At 59.6% G+C, this 23795-nt stretch carries 25 protein-coding genes; 8 read left to right on the forward strand and 17 right to left on the reverse strand.

Annotated elements, in window-relative coordinates; translation table 11 throughout:
- Nucleotides 1–89 precede the first annotated feature (89 nt).
- The 4 genes from ATH90_RS11295 to ATH90_RS11310 all read left to right on the forward strand — a co-directional run bounded on the left by ATH90_RS11295 (nucleotide 90) and on the right by ATH90_RS11310 (nucleotide 3663).
- Nucleotides 90–1349, forward strand: a complete 1260-nt coding sequence (locus ATH90_RS11295) for an ABC transporter substrate-binding protein (protein ID WP_420884287.1) — start codon at nucleotides 90–92, stop codon at nucleotides 1347–1349.
- Between the two features lie 18 nt (nucleotides 1350–1367).
- Entirely contained in the window at nucleotides 1368–2141 is a 774-nt protein-coding gene (locus ATH90_RS11300; RefSeq protein WP_098466276.1) for an L-iditol 2-dehydrogenase, read from the forward strand.
- Nucleotides 2142–2305: 164 nt separating this feature from the next.
- Nucleotides 2306–2953, forward strand: coding sequence for a nicotinamidase (locus ATH90_RS11305; RefSeq protein ID WP_069023144.1), 648 nt, complete (start codon nucleotides 2306–2308; stop codon nucleotides 2951–2953).
- Between the two features lie 344 nt (nucleotides 2954–3297).
- On the forward strand, nucleotides 3298–3663 hold the full coding sequence (locus tag ATH90_RS11310; protein WP_069023146.1) for a histone-like nucleoid-structuring protein, MvaT/MvaU family: 366 nt from the start codon (nucleotides 3298–3300) through the stop codon (nucleotides 3661–3663).
- Nucleotides 3664–3794: 131 nt separating this feature from the next.
- Here the strand turns inward: ATH90_RS11310 and ATH90_RS11315 are convergent, their stop codons facing one another.
- From ATH90_RS11315 to ATH90_RS11335, 5 genes are all read right to left on the reverse strand, one after another.
- Nucleotides 3795–4160, reverse strand: a complete 366-nt coding sequence (locus tag ATH90_RS11315) for a response regulator (RefSeq protein ID WP_069023148.1) — start codon at nucleotides 4158–4160, stop codon at nucleotides 3795–3797.
- A 24-nt stretch (nucleotides 4161–4184) separates the two neighbouring features.
- Nucleotides 4185–5630, reverse strand: a complete 1446-nt coding sequence (locus ATH90_RS11320) for an ATPase domain-containing protein (protein WP_164403629.1) — start codon at nucleotides 5628–5630, stop codon at nucleotides 4185–4187.
- 574 nt (nucleotides 5631–6204) lie between these two features.
- A complete protein-coding gene (locus ATH90_RS11325; protein ID WP_081327099.1) occupies nucleotides 6205–6357 on the reverse strand; it encodes a DUF2256 domain-containing protein in 153 nt (50 codons plus the stop codon).
- Complete coding sequence (locus ATH90_RS11330; protein WP_098466277.1) at nucleotides 6354–7892, reverse strand: cryptochrome/photolyase family protein; 1539 nt, start codon at nucleotides 7890–7892, stop codon at nucleotides 6354–6356. Before ATH90_RS11330 ends, ATH90_RS11325 begins: the two co-directional genes overlap by 4 nt.
- Before the next feature lie 79 nt (nucleotides 7893–7971).
- Complete coding sequence (locus ATH90_RS11335) at nucleotides 7972–8448, reverse strand: PAS domain-containing protein (protein WP_098466278.1); 477 nt, start codon at nucleotides 8446–8448, stop codon at nucleotides 7972–7974.
- A 589-nt stretch (nucleotides 8449–9037) separates the two neighbouring features.
- Here ATH90_RS11335 and ATH90_RS11340 point away from each other — a divergent pair.
- Nucleotides 9038–10948 carry a potassium transporter Kup gene (locus tag ATH90_RS11340; protein ID WP_098466279.1) on the forward strand — a complete coding sequence of 637 codons (1911 nt, stop codon included), beginning with the start codon at nucleotides 9038–9040 and terminating at the stop codon, nucleotides 10946–10948.
- 66 nt (nucleotides 10949–11014) lie between these two features.
- Here ATH90_RS11340 and ATH90_RS11345 read toward each other — a convergent pair whose 3' ends face one another.
- The 5 genes from ATH90_RS11345 to ATH90_RS11365 all read right to left on the reverse strand — a co-directional run bounded on the left by ATH90_RS11345 (nucleotide 11015) and on the right by ATH90_RS11365 (nucleotide 14020).
- A complete protein-coding gene (locus ATH90_RS11345) occupies nucleotides 11015–11725 on the reverse strand; it encodes an SDR family oxidoreductase (protein ID WP_069023159.1) in 711 nt (236 codons plus the stop codon).
- Nucleotides 11726–11761: 36 nt separating this feature from the next.
- Nucleotides 11762–12322, reverse strand: a complete 561-nt coding sequence (gene folE, locus ATH90_RS11350; protein WP_069023161.1) for a GTP cyclohydrolase I FolE — start codon at nucleotides 12320–12322, stop codon at nucleotides 11762–11764.
- Between the two features lie 60 nt (nucleotides 12323–12382).
- Complete coding sequence (locus tag ATH90_RS11355; RefSeq protein WP_069023164.1) at nucleotides 12383–12847, reverse strand: thiol-disulfide oxidoreductase DCC family protein; 465 nt, start codon at nucleotides 12845–12847, stop codon at nucleotides 12383–12385.
- A gap of 248 nt (nucleotides 12848–13095) precedes the next feature.
- A complete protein-coding gene (gene uraH, locus ATH90_RS11360; protein ID WP_069023166.1) occupies nucleotides 13096–13506 on the reverse strand; it encodes a hydroxyisourate hydrolase in 411 nt (136 codons plus the stop codon).
- A gap of 10 nt (nucleotides 13507–13516) precedes the next feature.
- Complete coding sequence (locus tag ATH90_RS11365) at nucleotides 13517–14020, reverse strand: GlcG/HbpS family heme-binding protein (RefSeq protein ID WP_098466280.1); 504 nt, start codon at nucleotides 14018–14020, stop codon at nucleotides 13517–13519.
- A 146-nt stretch (nucleotides 14021–14166) separates the two neighbouring features.
- On the opposite strand from ATH90_RS11365, the gene ATH90_RS11370 reads away from it, so the two are divergent.
- A complete protein-coding gene (locus ATH90_RS11370) occupies nucleotides 14167–14838 on the forward strand; it encodes a heavy metal response regulator transcription factor (protein WP_069023171.1) in 672 nt (223 codons plus the stop codon).
- Nucleotides 14835–16196: a heavy metal sensor histidine kinase gene (locus tag ATH90_RS11375; protein ID WP_098466281.1), complete on the forward strand. Its 1362-nt coding sequence runs from the start codon at nucleotides 14835–14837 to the stop codon at nucleotides 16194–16196. Before ATH90_RS11370 ends, ATH90_RS11375 begins: the two co-directional genes overlap by 4 nt.
- Before the next feature lie 39 nt (nucleotides 16197–16235).
- Here the strand turns inward: ATH90_RS11375 and ATH90_RS11380 are convergent, their stop codons facing one another.
- The 7 genes from ATH90_RS11380 to ATH90_RS11410 are packed head-to-tail and all read right to left on the reverse strand — an operon-like array spanning nucleotide 16236 to nucleotide 22675.
- A complete protein-coding gene (locus ATH90_RS11380) occupies nucleotides 16236–17267 on the reverse strand; it encodes an ABC transporter substrate-binding protein (RefSeq protein ID WP_069023175.1) in 1032 nt (343 codons plus the stop codon).
- A 14-nt stretch (nucleotides 17268–17281) separates the two neighbouring features.
- Complete coding sequence (locus ATH90_RS11385; RefSeq protein WP_098466282.1) at nucleotides 17282–18379, reverse strand: NAD(P)/FAD-dependent oxidoreductase; 1098 nt, start codon at nucleotides 18377–18379, stop codon at nucleotides 17282–17284.
- Nucleotides 18376–19719: an FAD/NAD(P)-dependent oxidoreductase gene (locus ATH90_RS11390; RefSeq protein WP_098466283.1), complete on the reverse strand. Its 1344-nt coding sequence runs from the start codon at nucleotides 19717–19719 to the stop codon at nucleotides 18376–18378. The genes ATH90_RS11385 and ATH90_RS11390 overlap by 4 nt, the downstream gene beginning before the upstream one ends.
- The gene (locus tag ATH90_RS11395; RefSeq protein WP_069023181.1) at nucleotides 19716–20006 is read right to left on the reverse strand and encodes a (2Fe-2S)-binding protein; all 291 of its coding nucleotides are present in this window, start codon (nucleotides 20004–20006) and stop codon (nucleotides 19716–19718) included. Before ATH90_RS11395 ends, ATH90_RS11390 begins: the two co-directional genes overlap by 4 nt.
- Complete coding sequence (locus tag ATH90_RS11400; RefSeq protein WP_069023182.1) at nucleotides 20006–20800, reverse strand: ABC transporter permease; 795 nt, start codon at nucleotides 20798–20800, stop codon at nucleotides 20006–20008. The genes ATH90_RS11395 and ATH90_RS11400 overlap by 1 nt, the downstream gene beginning before the upstream one ends.
- A 4-nt stretch (nucleotides 20801–20804) precedes the next feature.
- Nucleotides 20805–21650 (reverse strand): ABC transporter permease, encoded by an 846-nt coding sequence (locus ATH90_RS11405; protein WP_069023183.1) that lies wholly within the window; start codon nucleotides 21648–21650, stop codon nucleotides 20805–20807.
- Nucleotides 21647–22675, reverse strand: coding sequence for an ABC transporter ATP-binding protein (locus ATH90_RS11410; RefSeq protein WP_098466284.1), 1029 nt, complete (start codon nucleotides 22673–22675; stop codon nucleotides 21647–21649). The genes ATH90_RS11405 and ATH90_RS11410 overlap by 4 nt, the downstream gene beginning before the upstream one ends.
- Nucleotides 22676–22916: 241 nt before the next feature.
- On the opposite strand from ATH90_RS11410, the gene ATH90_RS11415 reads away from it, so the two are divergent.
- Nucleotides 22917–23747 carry an IclR family transcriptional regulator gene (locus ATH90_RS11415; protein WP_098466285.1) on the forward strand — a complete coding sequence of 277 codons (831 nt, stop codon included), beginning with the start codon at nucleotides 22917–22919 and terminating at the stop codon, nucleotides 23745–23747.
- Nucleotides 23748–23795: the final 48 nt, after the last annotated feature.

Here is a 23795-nt window from a genome sequence, read left to right on the forward strand (position 1 = left end):
GCGCTCAACAACAAGAAAAACAACAGGTGGAAACCGCTATGTTCAAGATCCCGCAAGCGTTGTTCCTGCTTTCTGGCCTGGCCTTGGCAATGCCCAGCCATGCCGCCGACATCGTCACCATTGCCACGGTCAACAACAGTGACATGATCCGCATGCAGCGCCTGTCCAAAGTGTTCGAAGAACAGCACCCGGACATCAAGCTCAATTGGGTGGTGCTGGAAGAAAACGTGCTGCGCCAGCGCCTCACTACCGATATCGCCACCCAGGGCGGGCAATTCGACGTGCTGACCATCGGCACCTACGAAACCCCGCTATGGGGTGCCAAGCACTGGCTGGAACCCCTGGCCCCACTGCCGGCCGATTACGACGCTGACGATATCTTCCCCTCAGTACGCCAGGGCCTGTCGGTCAACGGCACCTTGTATGCCTTGCCGTTCTATGGCGAAAGCACCGTCACCTATTACCGTACCGACCTGTTCAAGCAGGCAGGCCTGAGCATGCCGGCGCACCCCACCTGGACCCAGCTCGGTGAGTTCGCGTCCAAGCTCACCGCCAAGGACAAGGACCAGTACGGTATGTGCCTGCGTGGCAAGGCTGGCTGGGGCGAAAACATTGCCTTGCTGAGCACCATGGCCAACGCCTTTGGGGCACGCTGGTTCGACGAACAGTGGAAGCCCGAACTGACCAGCCCCGAGTGGACCGCTGCCGCCAACTTCTACGTCAACACCCTCAAGCAATACGGGCCGCCGGGCGTGTCCAGCAACGGCTTCAACGAAACCCTGGCGCTGTTCAACAGCGGCAAATGCGCGATCTGGGTCGATGCCAGCGTGGCCGGTTCCTTCACCACCGATAACACTCAGAGCAAGGTCGCCGACCGCGTAGGTTTTGCCGCCGCGCCTACCGAAGTCACCGATAAAGGGTCCTCGTGGCTCTACGCCTGGTCCCTGGCGATTCCGGCCACCTCCAAGCACAAGGACGCCGCGAAGGCCTTTATCAGCTGGGCGACTTCCAAGGACTACATCCAGTTGGTGGCCGACAAAGAAGGCATCACCAACGTGCCGCCAGGCACCCGCCAGTCCACCTACAACGAGGCGTACCTGAAAGCGGCGCCCTTTGCCCAGGTGACCCTGGAGATGATGAGGCACGCCGACCCTGCACACCCGTCGACCAAGCCGGTGCCGTACGTGGGCATCCAGTACGTGACGATCCCTGAGTTCCAGGCGATTGGCACGTCGGTCGGCAAACTGTTCTCGGCTGCGCTGACCGGCGGCATGTCGGTTGACCAGGCCCTGTTGCAGGCGCAGTCCAGCACCGAGCGCGAGATGAAACGCGCCGGCTACCCGAAATAATGTTCACAGGACACCTCAATGAAACGACTCGAAGGTAAGAGCGCGCTGATCACCGGATCAGCACGCGGGATCGGCCGCGCCTTTGCCCAGGCCTACATCGCCGAGGGCGCCACCGTGGCCATCGCCGATATCAACCTGCAACGCGCCCAGGCCACCGCCACCGAACTGGGCCCGCAAGCCTACGCGGTGGCAATGGATGTCACCGACCAGGCCTCCATCGACGGCGCGATTGCTGCCGTGGTGGCCCAGGCCGGCAAGCTGGATATCCTCATCAATAACGCCGCGCTATTCGACCTCGCGCCTATTGTCGACATCACCCGCGACAGTTACGAGCGGCTGTTCTCGATCAACGTCGCCGGCACATTGTTCACCCTGCAGGCCGCCGCGCGGCAGATGATCAGCCAGGGGCACGGCGGCAAGATCATCAACATGGCCAGCCAGGCCGGACGGCGGGGCGAGGCGTTGGTGGCGATCTACTGCGCGACCAAGGCGGCGGTGATCAGCCTTACCCAATCGGCGGGGCTGAACCTGATCAAGCAGGGCATCAACGTCAACGCCATTGCCCCCGGCGTGGTCGAGGGTGAGCACTGGGACGGAGTGGATGCGTTGTTTGCCAGGCATGAAGGGTTGGCGCCAGGCGAGAAAAAGAAGCGGGTTGGGGAGGCGGTGCCCTTTGGGCGGATGGGGACGGCGGCGGACCTGACCGGGATGGCGATCTTCCTGGCCTCGAAGGAGGCCGACTATGTGGTGGCCCAGACCTATAACGTCGACGGCGGCAATTGGATGAGTTGACTGCAGGCCGAGCAAAAATGCGGGAGCGGGCTTGCTCGCGACTGCGGCCGTTTGAAGAACCGCGGTTTCTGTAGCGATGCCGCGGTCATGGTGTGGTAGAACGGCAGCTTGACGCTGCCATCAGCCACTGCGTTAAGTGGATGCCAGGCCACAGGAGAACGACCATGCCCCTTGCGAAAACCGCCATTGCTTCATTCGACGTGGATGCCCAGAAGAGCTTCACGCCACTGTGCCCCAACGAGCTACCGGTGGCGGGCGGTGACCAGATCGGTGCCGAACTCAATTACATGGCCAGCCTCGCCGGCCACCGCGTCGGCAGCAAGGACGCTCACACCCCGCACGCGCCCTGGGTGGTGTCGCAGCACAGCGAGATGCTACAACCGACGGGCCTGGCCCACGCCGATGTAACCTGGGTGAGCCACTGCGTACCGGGCACCGAAGGCTTCACCTTGCTGGACGAGTTGCCCACGCCCTACGACTACGATTACTTCATCTGGAAAGGTGTCGAACCCGACCTGCACCCCTACGGTGCCTGCTACCACGACCTGCACGACAAGTTGTCGACCGGCGTCATCGAGTACCTCAGGGCCCAGGGCGTTAGCCGCGTGATCGTCGGCGGCCTGGCCCTGGACTACTGCGTCAAGACCACCGCGTTGCAACTGCTCAGCGCTGGCCTTGAAGTGGTCTTGCACCTGCCGGCGTGCCGAGGCATCACGCAGGAGGGCGGCGTACAGGCGGTCAATGATCTGCTCAAGGCCGGTGCCCAGATCAGCAGCAGCCGCGAAGAACTGGTGGCGTTGGCCACACGTTGATGGCCGAGGTCGACTTGATTGGCTGGAATGATCGCTGTCGTGTGTCAGCCCGTTCCTATCTCAAGGCGTCCTCTTAAGCGTCTACGCGGCCACGGATCGGAACAACGCGGCCGCCCGTCGTTCTGCGCTCAACACTCGATGCAATATCGATGGATTCGTTAGTGTGAGTGCAATGATAAATAAAGTCGGCGCGATCACTGTTGTTATTCATGTTCTATTCTCTTAGTGCGCAACCTTGCTTGCCTTACTGACTTCAGATGATTGATGGCCGCGCGCTTTCGATCACCCGTCCAGTACTCTGCTTTTGGTGTACTGTTAAAAGACTTACCTACCAGAGGTTTCCAATGTCTAAGCTTGCCGAATTCCGCCAGCTCGAAAAACACCTCGCCGAACAACTCCAGGCACTCGAAGCGTTGAAGGGTGATGCTGGCCTCAAGAAAGAAATCGAATTCGAAACGAAGCTTCGGGATTTGCTCGCGAAATATGGTTACAGCTTGAAAAACGTGATCAACCTGCTGGATCCGCAAGCCGGCCGACGCGCCTCTTTAGCCGCGCCGAAAACCGGTACACGCAAAGCCCGCCAGGTTAAGGTCTACAAGAATCCGCACACCGGCGAGACCATTGAAACCAAGGGCGGCAATCACAAAGGGTTGAAAGAGTGGAAAGCTGAACATGGTTCGGCCACCGTGGAATCCTGGCTCGCCCAATGATCATCGCTTGAGGTAAAAATGGGCCCAACGAGGGCCCATTTTCAGTTAACCGCTGGCTGGCTTGAACCTCGACACGGCTGCCAATCGTCCCTTCGTTCAATCACACGTTCAGGGCACTTCGACTTGGCATCTTAATGACGGTCAGCCAGCAGTTTCTTTACCTCGTCAATGATCAAGTCGATATTAAACGGTTTCTCCAACACAACATTGAACAAGTCAGATCTCTGCATGCCAATGTGCGCCTGCGCGCCGCTGATCAGAATAATCGGCAAGTGTTTAACGGAGGGCAGGGCTCGTACGGCTTTGGCGAATTCGAGTCCATCCATCACCGGCATCATGAAATCGGTGATGATCAAGTCGGGGCGCTCTCTCTCAAGCACTTCAAGTCCCTTTTGACCGTGGCCTGCCTTCACGACCATGAACCCCTCATCCTCTAGCGCGAAGCCAAGAATGTCAGCGATCAAATACTCGTCGTCGACGACCAGAATGGTGGTCATGTGAATATAACCCGAATCAAAGACTTAGGAAGTTGAACCAGGCAGCGATGAATGACTGGATGTGGGTGGCTCATTGCTTGAAGCCTTTTTCAGATCAACGTCTTGGTCACGGATCACCATCTCAAAACGAGAGGGGTCGTAGGAGCTGTCTCGTACTTTAAGAATAGAGAGGGTCCTGCATAGTTCAGACTGATTCTCGAAGAAGCGCATAAGCATCAGGTTATCAACGAAACTGGACAGGTCAGAGTTGGGTGCGCTGACCTCCGAGCCGAAGAGATCACGCATTTCCCAGGACGCGAACACCGTTACTCCTCTGGCGCGAAGCTCGTTCATCAGCGCACTTAGAAAGTCGGTGATCCGTGCTGGGTTGGTCGAAACCCGCGTCATGCCGCTGAGGCTATCGATAAAAACACGCTTGATGCCCTTTTCCTCGACAATTTTCAGGAGTCGGGCGCCCAAGCCATCCAGCAGGCCTTCGGTGGTGGGTTGCCAGGCGATGCTCAAGGCGCCGCTTTTTTCCATACCTTCTACATCGACCCCCAGGGAGACACCTTTCAAGCGCAGCCGCTGTGGGCTTTCATAGAATCCAAACAGCAAGCCGGGTGCTTCAGGCGTGGACTCGCCGAGGAACTTGAGCCCCAGGGTCGTTTTACCTATTCCTGAGGGGCCCATGACCAGTGTCACGCTGGAGCTGTACAGACCGCCACCCAGTATGGTGTCTAACGAGGCGACGCCGCTGGCGATGCGCGTCAAGTCGGCACTGTCGAGTGCTGACGGGTGGCTGTAGAGGCTTTCCAGCCGTGGATAAACCACTAACCCATGATCGTTGATTTCACACTCGTGGAGGCCCGTCATCGCTCCGCTACCGCGAGTCTTTCGCAGTTGAATACGACGTACTGAGCGCGTGCCATAAAGCTCCTCACCCATTTCGATCACACCATCGACCATCGTGTGCTCTGGACTACCGTCATCCAGGCGGGAGCTGGTAAGAAATAACACGGTGCAACCCGCGAAGGCGGCGTGGCCTTGTAACTCAGAGATGAATTTTTTGGTGTCAATGTGCGAGTCAGCTCTGGAGCGTGCGTTGAGTAAACCGTCCACCACCATCACGGTTGCTTTCTGACGGCTTATCTCGCGCCGAAGCAGCTTCACTACTTCGTCAAGACCTTCGTTTTCCAAGGTGTCAAATGCGCTGACGAACTGGATTTCGGCGCCTACTTTGGAGGCGTCGTAAAAGCTGAGGGTAGAAAGAAATTGAAAAAGCCGGTCGTGCGATTCAGCCAGGAGCGTCGCAACCAGTACCCGCCCTCCATTATTCGCGTGATGGAATCCAAGTTGGTTGGCGAGGATCGTTTTGCCGGACCCTGGACGGCCCTGAATAATGTATGAGGAGCCCGCAACCAGTCCCCCCTTGAGCAGAGCATCCAGCCCTTCGATTCCGCTTTGAAGGCGTTTAAGCTTTTCCACAATGCGACCCTGATATGAAGACAGGCTATTCAAGCCGAATTAAGTTGAATGCTAACGTCAATTGCGTGTTGGGGCCATCCATCCCTTGGACAGGGATGGGCATGGTAGCAGGTGCCTATTTTTCCGTCGAATGACGGCTCTATTGTGAGTCTTGGCAACGGTGTCGCCCCTGCTAGACCGCTTGTTTTCGCATGAGGTGTTGAGAGGACAATGACGGAGCTCGGCAATTCAAATCATTTTCGAGTTCTGGCCAACAGCCTCTTGCACGGAACGTCGCGAGTTCTAAAAAACGGCGCTATTTGCCGTACAGCATTGTTGCGCAGTGACCAGGGGTAGTATTTGGACTTGGCAGGCAGGCATTAAACGCTTAACGCGCGCCAAGGCTTGATTCCAGAATGAAGCGGTTGCCTGGACCCTACGATCAAACCAGCCGTATCCAGTGAACGTCATCAGCAGTGATCCCAGCACATGCGGTAATCGTTGCTGCGGCTTATCGCAGCCGACCCTCTTGAAGCGACTACAGCGACTGGACTGCTTATTTGCATGCTTGTCGTCACTGCACAAGACTCACACGTATCTACTTCACACTCCCAGCGTTTGCGGCCTTGTTTCGACGGCAACGCTGCGAGCAGTAGCGGACCTCATCCCAACAGCGCGCCCATTTCTTGCGCCAGGCAAAATCTAATCCGCAGACCGCGCACTTTTTGACCGGCAGTTCGCTCTTCTTCACAACGATTCCCCTGCATCGAGCCTGGCGAGCAGTTCCTGGCCGCGATCCCACAGCGCTTGTTGTTTGGGTTCAGTCATCCGGTCGAGGTTTTTGTAGACCATGCCCAAGCGCTGATTGCTGCGCAGAAGGTCTGCGTGGCGCATCAGGAAATGCCAGTAGAGTGAATTGAAAGGGCAGGCGTCGTCGGTCGTGCTTTCACTGACCTTGTAGACGCAGGTGCGGCAGTAGTCAGACATGCGCTTTATATATTGGCCACTGGCGCAATAAGGCTTGGAACCCAGGTACCCGCCGTCGGCGTGCATGACCATACCCAGTGTATTGGGCAGTTCGACCCAGTCGAACGCGTCCATGTAAATTGCCAGGTACCAGTCGCAGATCTGAGTCGGGGTGATGCCTGCCAGCAGCGCGAAGTTGCCGGTCACCATCAACCGCTGGATATGGTGGGCATAGGCATGTTTCAAACTTTGGCCGATCGCCTGGCTCATGCACTTCATTTGGGTGTTGCCCGTCCAGTAGAACGCTGGAAGCGGCCGGTTGTTGCCAAACAGATTGCCGCCGGCGTAGTCGGGCATTTTCAGCCAGTAGACGCCCCGTACATATTCACGCCAACCTATGAGTTGACGAATAAAACCTTCGGCGGCGTTTAATGGAATCCTGTGGGCCCAATACGCCGACTCAACGTCACGGCACAGCTGACGCAGGTCCAACAGGCCAATATTGAGCGCGGCGCTGATCCGGGCATGAAACAGGAAGGGTTCATCACTGGCCATTGCATCTTGGTAGTCGCCGAACGCTGCCAGCCCCCAGTCGAGGAAATACTCCCACAACGCCTGGGCATCCGCGTGTGTAACCGGGTAGTCGAACGTGTCGAAGCTGCCATAGTGACTGGAGAAATGTTCGGCTACCAACGCAAGCACATCCTGGGTGATCGCATCTGGCTTGAAGCGGGCCGGCGACGGCGGTATGACGCCCTTGGGCAATGCCTTGCGGTTGTCCGCATCAAAGTTCCAGGCGCCTCCGACCGGGCTCCCATCGCCATTGAGTAATAGCCCGCTTTTGCGACGCATCTCGCGGTAGAAGAACTCCATGCGCAGTTGCTTCTTGCCCTTGGCCCAGTCAGAGAATTCGGTGCGCGTGCAAAGGAAGCGACTGTCGGGATGCCATTGGATGGCCAGGCCACAGTCCTTGAGGGCGTGTTCCAGGCGCCAGTCGCCGCACTCCGTGATATGTATTTCATCGGAATGCGTCAATGCCTGCCAGCGCTGCAGTTCGCCTTTGACGGATCCACTGTTTTTCGGATCATCAAGCGTGACGTATTGCACCTGGAACCCTTGCTGTCGTAACGCTTCGGCGAAATGACGCATGGCACTGAAGATCAGGATGATTTTCTGCGGGTGATGGGGCACATGGCTGGCTTCTTCCATCACCTCGACCAGTAGAACCGTGTCACGGTCCTTGTTGAGCCCTTGCAGTGAGGCAAGGTCGAAAGATAACTGGTCGCCCAAGACCAGGCACAGCCGGTTCGACTTCTTCATTCAGTAAGTTCCAGCTGAGTGTGGGTGCCAGGTAGCCGTCATCGGAGGAAAGTCGTTTGCAGTGGACACCAAAGAATCATTAATGCGTTGGGTTCTGAAGCATTGGGGACGTGGATTGCCATTGAGCCAGTTGAACCTTCAAGTGTTCGACTTCCGCTTCCAGTTCGCGCACACGCGCGACAGCCTCGAATTCGGCGCTCACGTCCTTCTGGATCCCGATGTAATAAGTCAGTTGATCAGCGTCGTTGAATACCGGGGTAATCGACAGCTCATTCCAGAACGCACTGCCGTCTTTACGGTAGTTGCGAATGATCTGCCGGCAAGGGCGATGGTTCTTTATCGCTTCGCGAATAACGGCCAAGCCGGCTTGGTCCCGGTCATCGCCCTGCAGGAAGCGGCAGTCCTGATACAGGATGTCGTCGACGCTGTAGCCCGTCAGGCGCTGGAAGGCGGGGTTGGCATAGATCAGGATGTTCTCATCGCCTTCCTGCTCGGCAATCACAATGCCGTCATCGGAGGTTTCAACCATCAATTTCAGCAGTTCTGCGTCGATCATTTTCAGAGCCCCTATGAGTTTCAAGCCATTCTATAACAACCTGGCTGATCTGGATTTCCAGAAGTGCTAGGGCATTTTTCCATGGTGGCTCGGCCGTTTGGACACTCGAACGCGTACCCACAAGCCACTGTTACACCCGTTCGCAGTCAAACGTAGTCGGCTCAAGTGTTTTTCGTACCAACCCACACTGTCGACGTGTATTGAATACCGGAGGGCACCCCGTTTAGACCCTTTATTGCCGATGGCCCTGCGAACGTCTTTCGAGGGTAAATCATCGACGCTGGCGGGCGTTCTTTCTTCGTAAAATAAGACTGCCTTGAAAAACAAAGACACTGCCAGGCGCCGCGCCGCCAGCATCACGTCGATTGTGAACCGATGCCCTTTGGCCAGGTAGGACACGCTGTGATGAGCGCGCCAAGAAGGGCAGGTTCCGTCCGAAATTTTTACGGCTTCTTTACGGTAGAGGGCGTTGCTCGCAACGATACTGGCGTCGATTTTTTGATCCTCTACGCGCCTCGTTTTTCCGATGGCCCTGAAAGAGTGCAATGACCAAGGATTGCGTGCATTCACTCCCCCTGATAACTGAGAGATGCGCCCCTTGAGTGAGACAGCGACCGCCGTAAATGAACACACCCCTTCCAAGACGTCAGGGGTGGGCTTGCTCGTCGCTGCGGTCGGGGTGGTTTATGGGGATATTGGCACCAGCCCCCTCTATACATTGAAGGAGGTTTTTTCCGGCCATTATGGCGTTCAGGTCAATCACGACGGTGTGCTGGGCATTCTGTCACTGATCTTTTGGTCATTGATCTGGGTCGTCTCGATCAAGTACGTGCTGTTTATTCTGCGCGCTGACAACCAGGGCGAAGGCGGCATCATGGCGTTGACAGCGTTGGCCCGCCGCGCAGCAGCGCCTTATCCGCACATGAGTAAAGTCCTGGTTCTGCTCGGCCTGTTCGGTGCAGCGCTTTTTTACGGGGACAGCATGATCACCCCCGCGATTTCTGTGCTCTCGGCGGTGGAAGGGTTACAGCTCGCCTTTGACGGAATAGAACACTGGGTCGTGCCACTGTCGGTGATCGTCCTAGTGGCGTTGTTCTTGATACAGAAACATGGCACGGCTCGCATCGGTGTCCTGTTTGGCCCGGTCATGGTGCTATGGTTCGTGGTGTTGGGTGCCCTCGGGATCTACGGTATCTTGCAGCGCCCCGAAGTGCTGCAAGCGCTCAACCCTGCTTGGGCGGTACAGTTTTTCGTCGCCCATCCGGGAATAGGCGTGGCAATACTGGGTGCCGTCGTATTGGCGTTGACCGGCGCCGAAGCACTGTATGCCGACATGGGCCACTTTGGTCGCAAACCGATTTCGCGTGCCTGGTTCATGCTGGTATTGCCTGGCCTGGCGCTCAATTACTTTGGCCAGGGTGCCCTGATCCTGGAGAACCCGGAGGCGGTGCGCAATCCATTCTATTTGCTCGCGCCTAGCTGGGCGTTGCTCCCCATGGTCGCGCTTTCCACACTGGCTACCATCATCGCTTCTCAAGCAGTGATCTCCGGTGCTTTTTCCCTGACGCGCCAGGCGATCCAGCTAGGGTACGTGCCCCGGATGTTTATCCAGCACACCTCCAGCCAGGAGCAGGGTCAGATTTACATCGGCACCGTCAACTGGGCATTGATGGTGGGTGTGGTACTGCTGGTGATCGGCTTCGAGTCTTCCAGTAACTTGGCGGCTGCGTATGGCGTGGCTGTCACAGGCACTATGTTGATCACCACCATTCTGTCTTCAGCCGTGGCCCTGCTGCTCTGGAAAACACCGCGCTGGGTGGCTATCCCGCTGCTGCTCGGTTTTCTACTGGTCGACAGCTTGTACTTCGCGGCCAATGCGCCGAAGATTTTCCAGGGGGGTGCGTTCCCGGTGATCGCCGGTATCGGGTTGTTCATCTTGATGACCACGTGGAAGCGGGGGCGCAAAATCATCGTCGAGCGGCTGGACGAGACCGCGCTGCCCCTGCCGTTGTTCATCAGTAGCATCCGTTCGCAGCCGCCGCACCGGGTGCAAGGTACAGCGGTTTTCCTGACCGCCAGGGCGGATGCCGTTCCCCATGCACTCTTGCACAACCTCTTGCATAACCAGGTGCTGCACGAGCAAGTGGTGCTTCTCACCGTAGTGTCCGAAGACAGCCCTCGAGTGAGTGCAGACCAACGGTTTGAGGTCGAAGCTTATGGAGAAGGGTTCTTCCGTGTCAGCCTCCACTTCGGTTTCATGGAGGAGCCCGACGTTCCCATGGCCTTGAAGCTGTGTCATTTGAATGAGCTGGATTTCAGCCCGATGCGCACGACCTATTTTCTCAGTCGTGAGACAGTGATCCCGACCCAGCGTATTGGCATGGCACGCTGGCGAGAAAACCTGTTCGCGTTTCTGCTGAAGAACGCCAACAGCAACCTCAAGTATTTCAAATTGCCATTGAACAGGGTGATTGAACTGGGTACTCAAGTGGAGATGTAACACATTCGTGCGTCACCATTCGCCTTGCTTTCGGTCAACCCCTGTCGATGACGGTTCACGACGCGCCTACCAGGGTAGGCGCTCTCCGTCGTAAGCAAAGAAGTGGCCGCTGTCGGCAGGCTCCAAGCGGTCAATCAGCGTTAACAATTCGCGTGCAGCGATGTCTGCTGGTCTCGCGGCAGAAGCCCCACGAAAGGGCTGTGACAAGCCCGAGATCACCGTGCCGGGATGCAGGCTCAGCAAGCGCGCCTGGGGACGGGTTCGTGCCAGTTCGATTGCCGCGGTTTTAATCAGCATGTTCAATGCCGCCTTGGAAGCGCGATAGGCGTACCAGCCGCCCAGGCGGTTATCACCGATGCTACCGACCTTGGCAGAGAGCATTGCCATTGCGCCCTGAGGGTCTAGCAACGGCAGGAAGTAACGCAACACCAGGGCGGGCCCCACAGTATTGACTTGAAATACCGAATGCAGTGCATCTGCTTCAATCGCGGCGTAACTTTTTTCAGGCTTTATTCCCTCGCGATGGAGCAGGCCGGCTGCATGCAAGATCAACTGATACGGTGCTTCTCCAGTCAATTCTGCGGCCGCTCTGGCGATACTGTCCGCATCCTCCAGGTCCAGGCATGGAACGCTGTTGCGCCCCAGCTCACGTACGCCCGCACACCGTGGATCCTGATTGAGCCATTCACAAAAAGCCGAGCCGAGCGCACCACTGGCGCCAATCACCAAGGCACGATAGCCCTCGCCAAGGGAATTCATCTTGAACGCACTGTTCATCTAGTCTCTCCCACCGTCTGGCGCGATGTGTTGGCGTTAACCCAGTCGTCCTATCAGTTGCAGGAACTCGTGACGTGTAGGGGAGGATTCACGAAAGGCGCCCAGCATCACCGATGAGGTCATCACCGAATTTTGTTTCTCTACGCCCCGCATCATCATGCACATGTGCTTGGCCTCGATCACCACCGCCACGCCGGCGGCATCGGTGATGTGCTGAATGGCGTCGGCAATTTGTTTTGTGAGGTTCTCCTGGATCTGTAGGCGGCGAGCGAACATATCCACCACTCGGGCGACCTTTGACAGGCCCAGCACCCTTCCGGTGGGGATGTACGCGACATGAGCCTTGCCGATAAAGGGCAGCATGTGATGCTCACATAATGAGTACAGTTCGATGTCGCGTACGATGACCATCTCATCATTCTGCGATTCGAATAACGCGCCGTTTACCACGCTTTCCAGGTCCATCGTGTAGCCGTTGCACAGGTACTGCATCGCTTTGGCCGCCCGCGTGGGCGTGTCCAGCAAGCCTTCGCGCTCAGGGTTCTCGCCTACGCCGACGAGAATTTCACGGTATTGATCTGCTAATGACGGGTTCATGTTGATTCCTCGCAGCGTTGACTCAGGTTCTTCGTTGGGCCAATGACAAGACGAAGTTTTCTAGACGTGCTTTATTTTCGACGCGGGCTTCTTGTCGGACTCGGGTTCTGACTGCGCCACCGTGCAACGGTTATCGACACAGCGACGACCACCGTCCGGGTGAGGTAACCACGCCAAATGGGGACGTAAGCGGCAGAAAAGGCGATAACCCAATTCAAACAGCGGGCGCAGTGCACGCCATGTCAGTGGCGTGGCCCAAAACCCCAAGCCAGCGGCTCGCCAGCTCCACAGGGTGGCGTCCAGGCCGGTTAGCCAGCGACCATCAGCGAAACGCGCATGCAGTGAGGACTGCATCTGCTCGACTGTGAAACCAAGTGCCTTGGCGTCAAACCCAGCGCTGCTGATGTCGACAAACAGCAGTCGATTATCAGAGGCGTGCCGTTGCAGGATCCGGATTTCGCGCGCACACAGCGGGCATTCACCGTCAAAGTACAGCGTCAGCGGCCAATCCGTATTGTTGTACATGGTGTATGGTCTTGTATAGGTTTTGTACAAGATATGCTTAAAGAAACGGACTGACAATGAGCATGAGTGTTTTGCCGTGCCATGGACCCTGACGCGCCGTTGCGTGGGCGGATCGCCCGTTCGTTCGACAGGGAGGTTCCTGGCGGCAAGGTACGCTAGGGCGTGCGCGTCATCGGGGGAGATGCCCAACAATTAAAAAAGCCGCCCCTGAGATCAGGGGCGGCCTGGTTGTCCTGCCGGGCAGGTACTCAATTCCCTCTGTAGGTAGAGAAACCGTACGGGCTGAGGAGCAAGGGAATGTGGTAGTGCGGGACAGTGCCGTCCACCTCAAAAATCACCGGTACCTCCGGGAAGAAACTCGAGGTGTTGTGGGCGGCGAACCATTCACCGGTTTTGAAGGTGACACGGTAAGTGCCTTTCTCCAGGGCCTGACCTTCCGGGTACAGCCCGGTCACACGACCTTGTTCGTTCGTCGTTGCATGGTTGAGCATGTTCCAGCTCTTCCCGGACTGTTTTTCCAGGGTGACATTGACACCCGCTGACGGCAGGCCATCTTGTAGGTTGAGCACATGCACGCTGAGCGGGTTGGTTGCCGCTGATGCCAGCGACGATACGACACTCAATACGATGCCAGCGAACAGCGTTTTCAATACAGTCATGATCATGTCCTTAGTGTTTGACGGCAGGTAGGATTTTGTTGATAGCGGCTAATGCACACCCTTCATCGGTTGCTGCCCCACCGGCACCGGCCATTCCGATAGCCCCGATGACTTGCCCCTCAAACAGCAACGGCACGCCGCCGCCTAGCAGCAACAGCTCATCCAGGGTGTTGAGGTTCTCAGCATCCGGCGTCGTGCGGGCACGTTCTGCCAATAGCCGTGTTGGGGTCTTGGTCGACAGCGCGGTGTAGGCTTTTCGCTGAGCCGCCAGCGTGTTGTGCGGGCCGACATCGTCGTCGCGTTGGACGGCGACCAAGTTGCCGCCACGGTCGACGACTGCGCCAACGGCGGTGCGCCCCTGGGCATGACAGGCTGCCAGCGCGGCATTCAATAAGTCATTGGCCATTGCCAGTGACACGTCCTTGCGCTGCACAACGTGGTCGGGCGCTGCAACGGCGAGCGCAGAGCTCATTGCGAGAGGCACCAGCAATGAAGTGGATAGGCTTTTACGCATGCTTTTTCCTGTGTTTGGTCTGGCTGAGTCATTGCCAGGCATGATGACCCGAGCGCTCCGTCAGAATGATTGCCTCATCATTACCAATATGTAATGTAACGAAACGGTCTGGCGCGCTAGCCTATGCGCCAGCCTTGGAGGAAAAGATGCGTATCCTGGTCGTTGAAGATGAAGCCAAAACAGCGGATTACCTCCACAAAGCCCTGACTGAATCTGGCTACGTGGTCGAAGTCGCCCTGGATGGCCTGGAGGGCCAGTACCTGGCGCAGGAAAGTGAGTTCGACTTGATCATTCTGGACGTCATGCTGCCGGGCCTGGATGGATGGCAATTGCTTCAGGTCATTCGGCGCAAGTGGCAAACCCCGGTGCTTTTTCTCACCGCCCGGGATTCCGTGGAAGACCGGGTCAAGGGGCTCGAGTCAGGGGCCGATGATTACCTCGTCAAACCCTTTTCCTATGCCGAGTTGTTGGCACGTGTACGGACCTTGCTACGCAGGGGGCCGCCCCGTGAGGTCGAGCAGTTTTTGGTCGCCGACCTGAGCCTGGATCTGTTGCGACGCAAGGTCACGCGCAGGGGCGAACGCCTGATCCTGACCAACAAGGAGTTTGCCCTCTTGCACCTGCTGGTCAGCCGAGAAGGGGAGGTGCTCTCGCGCTCGTTGATTGCCTCGCAGATCTGGCAGATGAACTTTGACAGTGACACCAATGTGGTCGATGTCGCCATCCGTCGACTGCGGGCCAAGGTGGACGACCCCTATGCGCTCAAGCTGATACACACCGTGCGAGGCATTGGCTACATGCTCGAGGTGCAATCCTGAAACTGTTTCCGCGTGCCCTGAGCCTGCGCCTGGCGGTCATGTTCGCGCTGGTCAGTGCGCTGCTGCTGGGTTCCATCGGTTTTTATCTTTATCAATCGTTACAACGGGAAATCGCCTGGCGCGATGACCAGGCGCTGCTAGGTCGCCTGGAGCGTATGCAAGCGTTGCTAAACGACAGCGCCAGCGTCGAGCAACTACGACATCGACCCAAGCTCTACGAAAATATGCTGGGCAACCGTGACAACCTGCTCTGGATTGTCGACGGCTCCGGTCAGGCGCTGATCGAAATCAACCCCGTCGGCATGAGCGTGCCCACGTTGCCTGCCGCAGCCCAGGCCCGGCTCGGTGACGGCGATGCTTCGCAGGGAGTCCGACTGGCCTGGAAGGATGTCATGCAGGGGGGACGAAGCTTGACCCTGATTGCTGGCAAGTTGTTAGGTGAGCGTGAGCAGATGCTGGGGGCTTACCGACTCAAGCTCTGGCTCGCCATGTCAGTCGGGGCTTTGTTGGCGTTTGTGCTGGGCGGGTGGGTCAGTCGACGAGGCTTGCAACCGGTGCGTATGCTGGCGCAACGCGCGGCCAGTATCGATGCACAACATCTGCATCTGCGGCTGGATGAGTTCAACGAACTGACTGAGCTGCAAGCGCTCAGCCAGGCGCTTAATCAAATGCTTGCACGCCTTGAAGACGGGTTCGCCCAGCTGTCACGCTTCTCGGAAGACCTCGCCCATGAGATGCGCACCCCGCTCAGCAACCTGATGGGGCATACCCAGCAAAGCCTGAGGCACAGTCGGTCGGTCGAGGACTATCAAAACCTGTTGGTGTCCAATCAAGAGGAATATGAGCGCCTGGCGCGAATGATCGACAGCATGCTTTTTCTCGCGCGTACCGAGCAGTCGCAAGCCTGCGTGCACGACGATCCCATCAACCTGCATGATCTGGTCGAGCAACTGTGTGAGTATTTCGAAGGCGTCGCGCAAGAACGCGATATGACGCTGGTCAATCATGCCCACGCCCAGTTGCGTGCTGATCCGGTGTTGATCCGTCGAGCGTTGGCTAACGTGGTGGCCAATGCACTGCGTTATGGATCGCCTGCGACGGACGTGGTTATCAACAGTGTGGTGTGGGAGGACAGGGTCGAGGTCTCTGTACACAACCAAGGCCCGCCGATTTCAGCGGAGCATCTACCTCGGCTGTTTGAACGGTTCTACCGGTGCGATCCGTCACGCAACCAGCCCGATGATTCCGGTGGCCTGGGGCTGGCAATCGTGCGCTCGATCATGCAATTGCATGGCGGACGGGTGACAGTGGAGAGCGATCAATCAGGCACGACCTTCCGCTTGGCGTTTCCTGCTTGACTGCCAAGCGCGCTGCCCGAGCGCGCCCGTCATGTCAGCCTACCGCTCGATCGACCGGCTCCAGCGCGCATTCCACTCTGGCCGCGCCTGGTTGACCTGGTCCCAGTCAATCGAAATGGCGGTCTGCAGATAACCCTGCATCGCTTCCACCCGTGCGCGGGTCTTGTCGGTGGTGGGGGTGGTCGGGTTGGACGGAATCTGATCACCTTCCTCCAGCGCCGGCGCCTGGGCCTCGGCGGTCAGCAGGAAGGCCGCGAGTTTTTGCGCCAGCTCCGGCTGGTCATTGCGCGCGATCACGCATTCGGCCACGTTCAGCACCACGGCGCCTTCCTTGGGTTGCGCATACTCCATGGGCACGCCAAGCAGCTTCTGGGTGGCGACCTGGGTTGGGGTGAGGGGGAAGATCGCGGCTTCGTCGGTCTGTACCATCTCGGAGATTTTTGCCGAGCTGGCAATGTATTCCAGCACGTTGGGGCCAACGGTCTTCGGCCAGGCCTTGAAGCCTGGGTCGACATTGGTCTCGTCGCCACCCTGGATGCGGTTGAACATCAGGAAACCGTGCAGGCCGAAAGTGGACGAAGCCAGCGACTGGAACACGACCTTTTCCTTGAAGCGCGGGTCGGCCAGGTCCATCCACGAGGTGGGCGCGGCCCAGCCCTTTTCCTTGAACATCTTGGCGTTGTAGCCCAGGCCGGTGACGCCGAGGGTCACGGCCACGGCTTCGTCCTTGATTTTGGCCTTGGCCGGGATCTGTTCCAGGGGCTGGCTGGGCGCGAGCTTGTCGCACAAGCCCATGGATATGGCGCGGTACATGATGCCGTCGTCGAGGAACATCACGTGCATCTGTGGGTTGTCTTTGTTGGCCTGGACCTTGGCGAGAATGTCCGACGAAGTGCCGGGCACGATCACCACCTTGACGTTATTGGCCTTCTCGAAGGCGGGCAGCACCTTGTCGGCGTACACCCGTTCCATGGTGCCGCCGTTCATGCCCAGGTACAGCGTGGGCGCGGCGTGCGCGGTGGAGGCGAGCAGGGCGAGGGACAAGCAGGACAGCGCAATACGTGGGTTCATGGATGTTTTTCCTCTCAGGCTTGGAAACGACGGATGGAAAACGCTTCGATAGGGTGGCGACTGGCCCCGTCGCAGACGAGCTCTGCCAGGGCTTCACCCACCGCGGGACCGAGCTGGAACCCGGCGCCGGCAAAGCCGAAACCGTGGAGCAGGCCAGGTTGGGTACTGCTGGGACCGATCACCGGTTCGTGATCGGGGAGGTAACCTTCGGTGCCGCTCCAGGTGCGAATCGCCTGGGCACCCTTGAGAAACGGGTAGAGCTCGGCGGCATTGCGCAGTATCTCCAGCACCGCTGCCTGGCCTGGGCGCGCGGTCAGCGGGCCAAGGGCAAAGCCGCGACCGCCGCCGAGGATGCAATTGCCCCGGGCGACCTGCCGCGCGTAAATACCGCCGCCTTCCACCCCCGTGCTCACATTCATCACCACTGGCAGCGGCTCGGTGACCAGCATCGCCGGGTGCGCCGAGGTGATCGGCACCGCTTCGCCAAACTGCGCAGCGACGGTGCCGGCCCAGGCGCCCGCACAGTTCAGCAACCACGGCGCTTGCAGATGCAGGCCGGTGGCGCAGTGCACGTGGAACTGGCGGCTGTCATGTTCGATGCGGACCGCTTCGGCCTGCTCGTACACCACTGCGCCGCAGCGCTGCGCGGCACGGGCGAAGGCCGGGGACACTACGCGTGGATTGGCGTGGCCGTCTTGCGGACACAACGAGGCGCCCACGGCGATATCGCCAACCCAGGGGAAGCGTGCGCGCAGCTCGGCGTGATCGAGCAACTGCAAGCCCAGGCCAAAGCCACGGGTCTGCACGGCGTACGCCTGCAGCGCGGCAAAATCAGTGTGGCTGCGCGCCAGTTTCAAATGCCCGGAGCGTACGTATTCGCCGTCGATACCGATCAATCCCGGCAAGTCGGCCCACAGTTGATGAGCACGCTGTGACAGCGGCAATTGATGCAATGGCCGGCCCTGGCGGCGCACACCGCCATAATTCACCCCACTGGAATGCGAGCCGCAAAAATCCCGCTCCACCAACGCCACGCGCTGGCCTTTTTGCGCGAGCATCAAGGCCGCCGATGCGCCGACGATCCCACCGCCCAAGACGATGACGTCGATCATGGCTGCACCTCCACGCCAAACGGCAGTGGCTTGATGGGCGCCTGGCCACGCAAGCGGCCGACGTTCTCGATGCCCCGGCCGCAGCGTTCGGCGACAATTTCCGCTGCCGCCAGCCCGCACATCCGGCCCTGGCAGCGGCCCATGCCGACGCGACAGTGGGCCTTGACGCGATTGATCTCCCAGTGGCCTTCGTCCACCACCGCGCGCACGTCACCGACGCTGACTTCTTCACAGCGGCACAGGATCAGTTCATCCGGCGCCTGTGCGGCCCATTGCTCAGGGAAGGGGAAGGCAGTTTCGAGGCCCTGGCGAAAGCGCTGGATGCCAGCCAAGTGCTGTTCCAACACGGCGGGGCGGCGGTGATCAATTGCGATGCCCGAGTCCTCGAGTAGCGCCAGCGCGGCCCGTTCGCCAGCCATTTGCGCCGCATCGGCGCCCATGATCCCGGCGCCGTCGCCGGCCAGGTACACGCCGCTGACGCTACTGCGCCCGGCGCTGTCGCGTTGTGGAAGCCAGGCGCGGTTCAACGCGTTCCAGGCGAATTCACAGCCGAGCAAATCCGCCAGTTGCGTCTCACAGCGCAGGGCGTGGGCAAAGCCCACGGCGTCGCATGCCAGGCTGTGTTCGCCCCACCGAATACCCGTGACCCGTTGTTCTCCTTCGATCTGCCTGAGCGTGGCGCCCTGATGCACGGCAATCCCGTGGGCCGTCAGCCAGGCGCGGTAATACAAGCCCTTGGCCAAGGTCAGCGGTTGCCCAAGCAGCGCCGGCAGCGCACGGCACTGGGCACTGAACGGCGCGCTGTCGAGCACCGCCACCACCTTGGCGCCGGCTTTGGCGTACTGATAGGCGACCAGGTACAACAACGGCCCGCTCCCGCAGAACGCCACCCGCTCGCCGATGGCGCAGCCCTGGTATTTCAAGGCAATTTGCGCGGCGCCGAGGCTGTAGGCACCGGGCAAAGTCCAGCCCGGCACTGGCAGGATGCGGTCGGTGGCGCCCGTGGCGACGATGATGCGCGCGTACTCGAGGCTTTCGGCGCGACCGTTGTTGAGCATGTCCAGGCGACCGTCCTCGGCATTCCATACCAGGGTTTCCGGCCGGTAGTCGATCAGCGGTGCCAGCTCATCAATCGTGCGGTGCACGGCGTCGGCCTTGTTCGCTTCAAATCCGTAGACCTGCTTGGCGGTGCGCTGGAAACCCAAGGGTTGCCGCCGATAGATCTGCCCGCCACCGCGCGGGCTCTCATCCACCAGGCAAGGTGTGACGCCATGGTCGAGCAGCGTACGCGCTGCGCTGATACCGGCCGGGCCAGCCCCCACAATCACTACCGGCTTCATGGTCGGCGCCCCGGATCACGGCTGATCGCCTGGCCTTCTTCCAGCAGCGTCGAACAGGCGCGCACCCGGCGGCCGTCTTCAAGTCGCACCCAGCAGTCCTGGCACGCGCCCATCAGGCAAAACCCGGCGCGCCGCTCGGCACTGAAGTCGCTGCCGCGCAGGTGCTCGGCACAGGTCAGTACGGCGGTGAGCAAGGTGTCACCGAGCAAGCCGCTGGCAGGTTGGCCGTCCAGGGTGAAGGACAGGGCAGGGCGTTCGGTCTCGGCCACGCGCTTGAACAGGGCCATCAATGTTTCCCCACCAGTACGCGGTCCAGGCCGTAGACCCGGTCGAGCAGAATCATCGTGGCTGCCGTCAGCGCAATCACCAGTGCCGACACGGCCGCCATCATCGGGTCGATGGATTCGGTGGCGTACACATACATGCGTACCGGCAGGGTTTGGGTGGCCGGCGAGCTGACGAAGATCGACAGCGTCACTTCATCGAAACTGTTGATGAAGGCCAGTAACCAACCCCCGGCGACACCGGGCAAAATCATCGGCAGGGTGATCTGGCGGAACAGCGTGAAGCGACTCGCCCCCAGGGACTCGGCGGCTTGCTCGGCGCTGCGATCAATACCGATCGCGGCCGCCAATACCAGGCGCAGCACATACGGTGTGATGATCACCACATGCGCGAGCATCAGCCAGGTAAAGCTGCCGTTGACACCCATCAGCGCGAACAAGCGCAGCATCGCCACGCCCAGCACCAGGTGCGGGATGATGATCGGTGACAGGAACAACGCACTGAAAAAGTTGCGCCCCGGGAACGTGTACCGACTGATCGCCAAGGCCGCCGGTACGGCAATCAAGGTGGCCAGGGTCGCGGCGGTGAACGCCAGGATCAGGCTGTTGTAGAACGCCTGGATAAAGTCAGCCCGCTCGAACACCGCGCGAAACCAGCGCAGCGAGAAGCCTGATGTGGGCAGGCTCAAGGTGTTTTCCGGAGTGAAGGCCACCAGGCACACCACCACCAGCGGCGCCATCATGAACAGCACTACCAAGCCATGGAAACCGAGGGCCAAAGGACCGTTTCTGGACATGCGCTCAAACTCCCAGGGACTTTTTGTAGCGGCCTTCGACCATGCGGTTCCAGCTCAGCATGATCAGCAGATTGACCAACAGCAGCACCACCGCGATGGTCGCGCCCATGGGCCAGTTGAGTTCCGAGAGGTACTGGTCGTACACCACGGTGGCGACCATTTTCAGGCGGCGTCCGCCGAGCAGGCCGGGGATCGCAAAGGAGCTGGCGGCCAGGCCGAACACGATCAGCGTGCCGGACAGCACACCGGGCATGACCTGCGGCAGCACGATCTTGCGCATCACCGTGGCCTGGCTGGCGCCCAGGGACAACGCGGCCTGTTCAGCCGACGGATCGAGCTTTTGCAGGGAGGTCCACACCGGGATGATCATGAACGGCAGCATCACGTGCACCAGGGCGATGATCACCGCGAACGGTGTGTAGAGCAGTTTCACCGGGCGCCCACCGAGGAACTGGATGACCTGGTTCACCAGCCCGTCCGCCCCCAGCAGGAGGCTCCAGCCAAAGGCGCGCACGACCACCGAAATCAGCAGCGGTGTGAGGATCAGGATCAGGAAGATCGAGCGCCACGGGGTGCCCATGCGGCTGAGGATGTAGGCCTCGGGCACACCGATCACCACGCACAGCAGGGTCACCAGCGCGCTAATCCAGAAGGTGCGCCAGAAGATCTCGTAGAAGTACGAATCACTGAACAGCGACAGGTAGTGCGCGAAGGTCCATTCATCGGCTTTTACACCCACCTGGTAGTCAAACACGTTGAACGACAGCACCAGGGTCAGGCCCAGCGGCAGAATCAGCAGCCCGGCAAACAGCACCAGCGCCGGCAGCGAGAGCAGATAACCACGACTCATGTGCGCACCTCATCCGCTGCCAGCACACGGAGGAGTTCGCAATGCCAGTCCAGGCCCACCGCTGCGCCGCAACCCAGCGGCGCGCTGCCATCGTTGCTGCGCACCACGGTGATTTCGCCCAGGTCGGTGTGGACGCGGTACAGCCATTGGCTACCGAAGAAGTAGCGGTCGAGCACCTTGCCTTGCAGGCGGCCTGAACCGACATCCCCCAGGCTGATCTTTTCCGGGCGCAGGCTCAGGACCAACTCACCGTCGCCGCGCTCATGCCGCACTTGCGGGATGCCCAACGGGTCGTAGTCGCCGGGCAGCAGGTTGGCCTTGCCGACGAAATCCGAAATGAAGCGCGTGCGCGGGTGTTCGTAGAGCTTGTAGGGTGCGTCGATCTGGGTCACGCGCCCGGCCTGCATCACCACCACGCGGTCGCTGATCGACAGCGCTTCGGCCTGGTCGTGCGTGACCATCAAGGTGGTGATACCCACGGCGCACTGGATGCGGCGGATCTCGAACTGCATCTCTTCGCGCAGATTCGCGTCGAGGTTGGACAGCGGCTCATCAAGCAGCAACACCGGCGGTTCGATCACCAGCGCACGGGCCAGGGCCACGCGCTGGCGCTGGCCGCCGGACAGTTCACGTGGGTAACGGTCAGCGTGGGGGGCCAGGCGCACCAGGTCCAGTACGGTCTTGACCTTGCTGGCGATTTCGCTGGCCGGCACTTTGCGCATTTTCAGGCCGAAGGCGACGTTGTCGCGCACGGTCATGTGCGGGAACAGCGCGTAGCTCTGGAACACAACGCCCAGGCCGCGGCTGGCGGGCTTGGCATGGGTGATGTCGCGGCCATCGAGCAGGATCTGCCCGCCGCTCACATCAACGAAGCCGGCGATCATTTGCAGGGTGGTGGTCTTGCCGCAGCCCGAGGGGCCGAGCAGGGAAACGAACTCGCCTTTTTCCACCGCAAGGTCGGTGGCGACCACCGCGTCGACGGCGCCGTAGCGTTTGCTCAAGGCGTTGAGTTGGAGAAATGCCATGTCTGCGTTCCACCTTTATGAGTCGCGTCGAAACGCGCTTTTTTGTTTTGGGCAGATGCGAAAAGGGTGTTTCGGGTGCGTTGGCGCTCGATCTCAAGTCGGCTGCCGGTTGTTGTTCATTTCGCCCCTGTGGACGCAGATTAGGACGAAGACTAGGATGGGCGGAAGATGGAATTTCACTGAACGGACTATTATTTTCGTATTTATTCACTCACCGGAATTTACAAAGAGATTAGTTGTTATGGATTCCACTGATCGAAATGAAAGTGGCAAAGAAGTCGGGGCGGGCGGCGTCTCTCGCCTGTTCGCATTGCTGCGCACCCTGGGTGAAGTGCCGGAGGGCGGCGAACGCGTCACCCAACTTGCGCAACAGGTGGGCCTGTCCCAGCCCACCACCCACCGTTTATTGCGCAGCCTGATGGAGGAGGGCATGGTCGAGCAGGACGCACGCAGCAAACGTTATCGCCTGAGCCTGGAGTTCTTCGCCCTGGCGGCTAACGCGGGCAAGACCGGCAACCTGCGCGACCTGGTGCGGCCGAGCATGTTGCGCCTGAGCGCTTCACTGGGGGATTCGTTATTCCTGCTGGCGCGCAGCGGCTTCGATGCGATCTGCCTGGACCGCAGCGAGGGTCCGTACCCGATCCGCACCTTCACCGGCGATATCGGTGGGCGGGTGGCCTTGGGCGTGGGGCAGGGCAGCCTGGCGATCCTGGCGTTTTTGCCGGAGGAAGAGCGCGAGACGGTGATCCGCTACAACCTGCCACGGCTCAAGGACTTCCACCTGTATGACGAAGTGCTGTTGCGTTCGGAAGTCGAGAACGTGCGCACCCTGGGCTACGCGGCGCGCAATACCGGGGTGCTGGAAGGCATGGCCGGCTTGGCGGTGCCCATCCTCAATCGGGACGGGCATGCAGTGGCGGCGTTGAGTGTAGCGACCATCAGTGACCGACTGGGGCCGAGCCGGTTACCCATGGTGGTGGAGTTGTTGAAGCGCGAAGCGGCGGCGATCGGGCCAAGGATCAACCCGTTCGATCCGACGTTGAGGCGGCCCTCGCATACCTTTGGTGGGTAATGCGAATCCGATGTGGGAGCTGGCTTGCCTGCGATGGCGGAATGTCAG

Origin of the sequence: Pseudomonas lurida (assembly GCF_002563895.1) — a bacterium.
Lineage (GTDB): Bacteria > Pseudomonadota > Gammaproteobacteria > Pseudomonadales > Pseudomonadaceae > Aquipseudomonas > Aquipseudomonas lurida.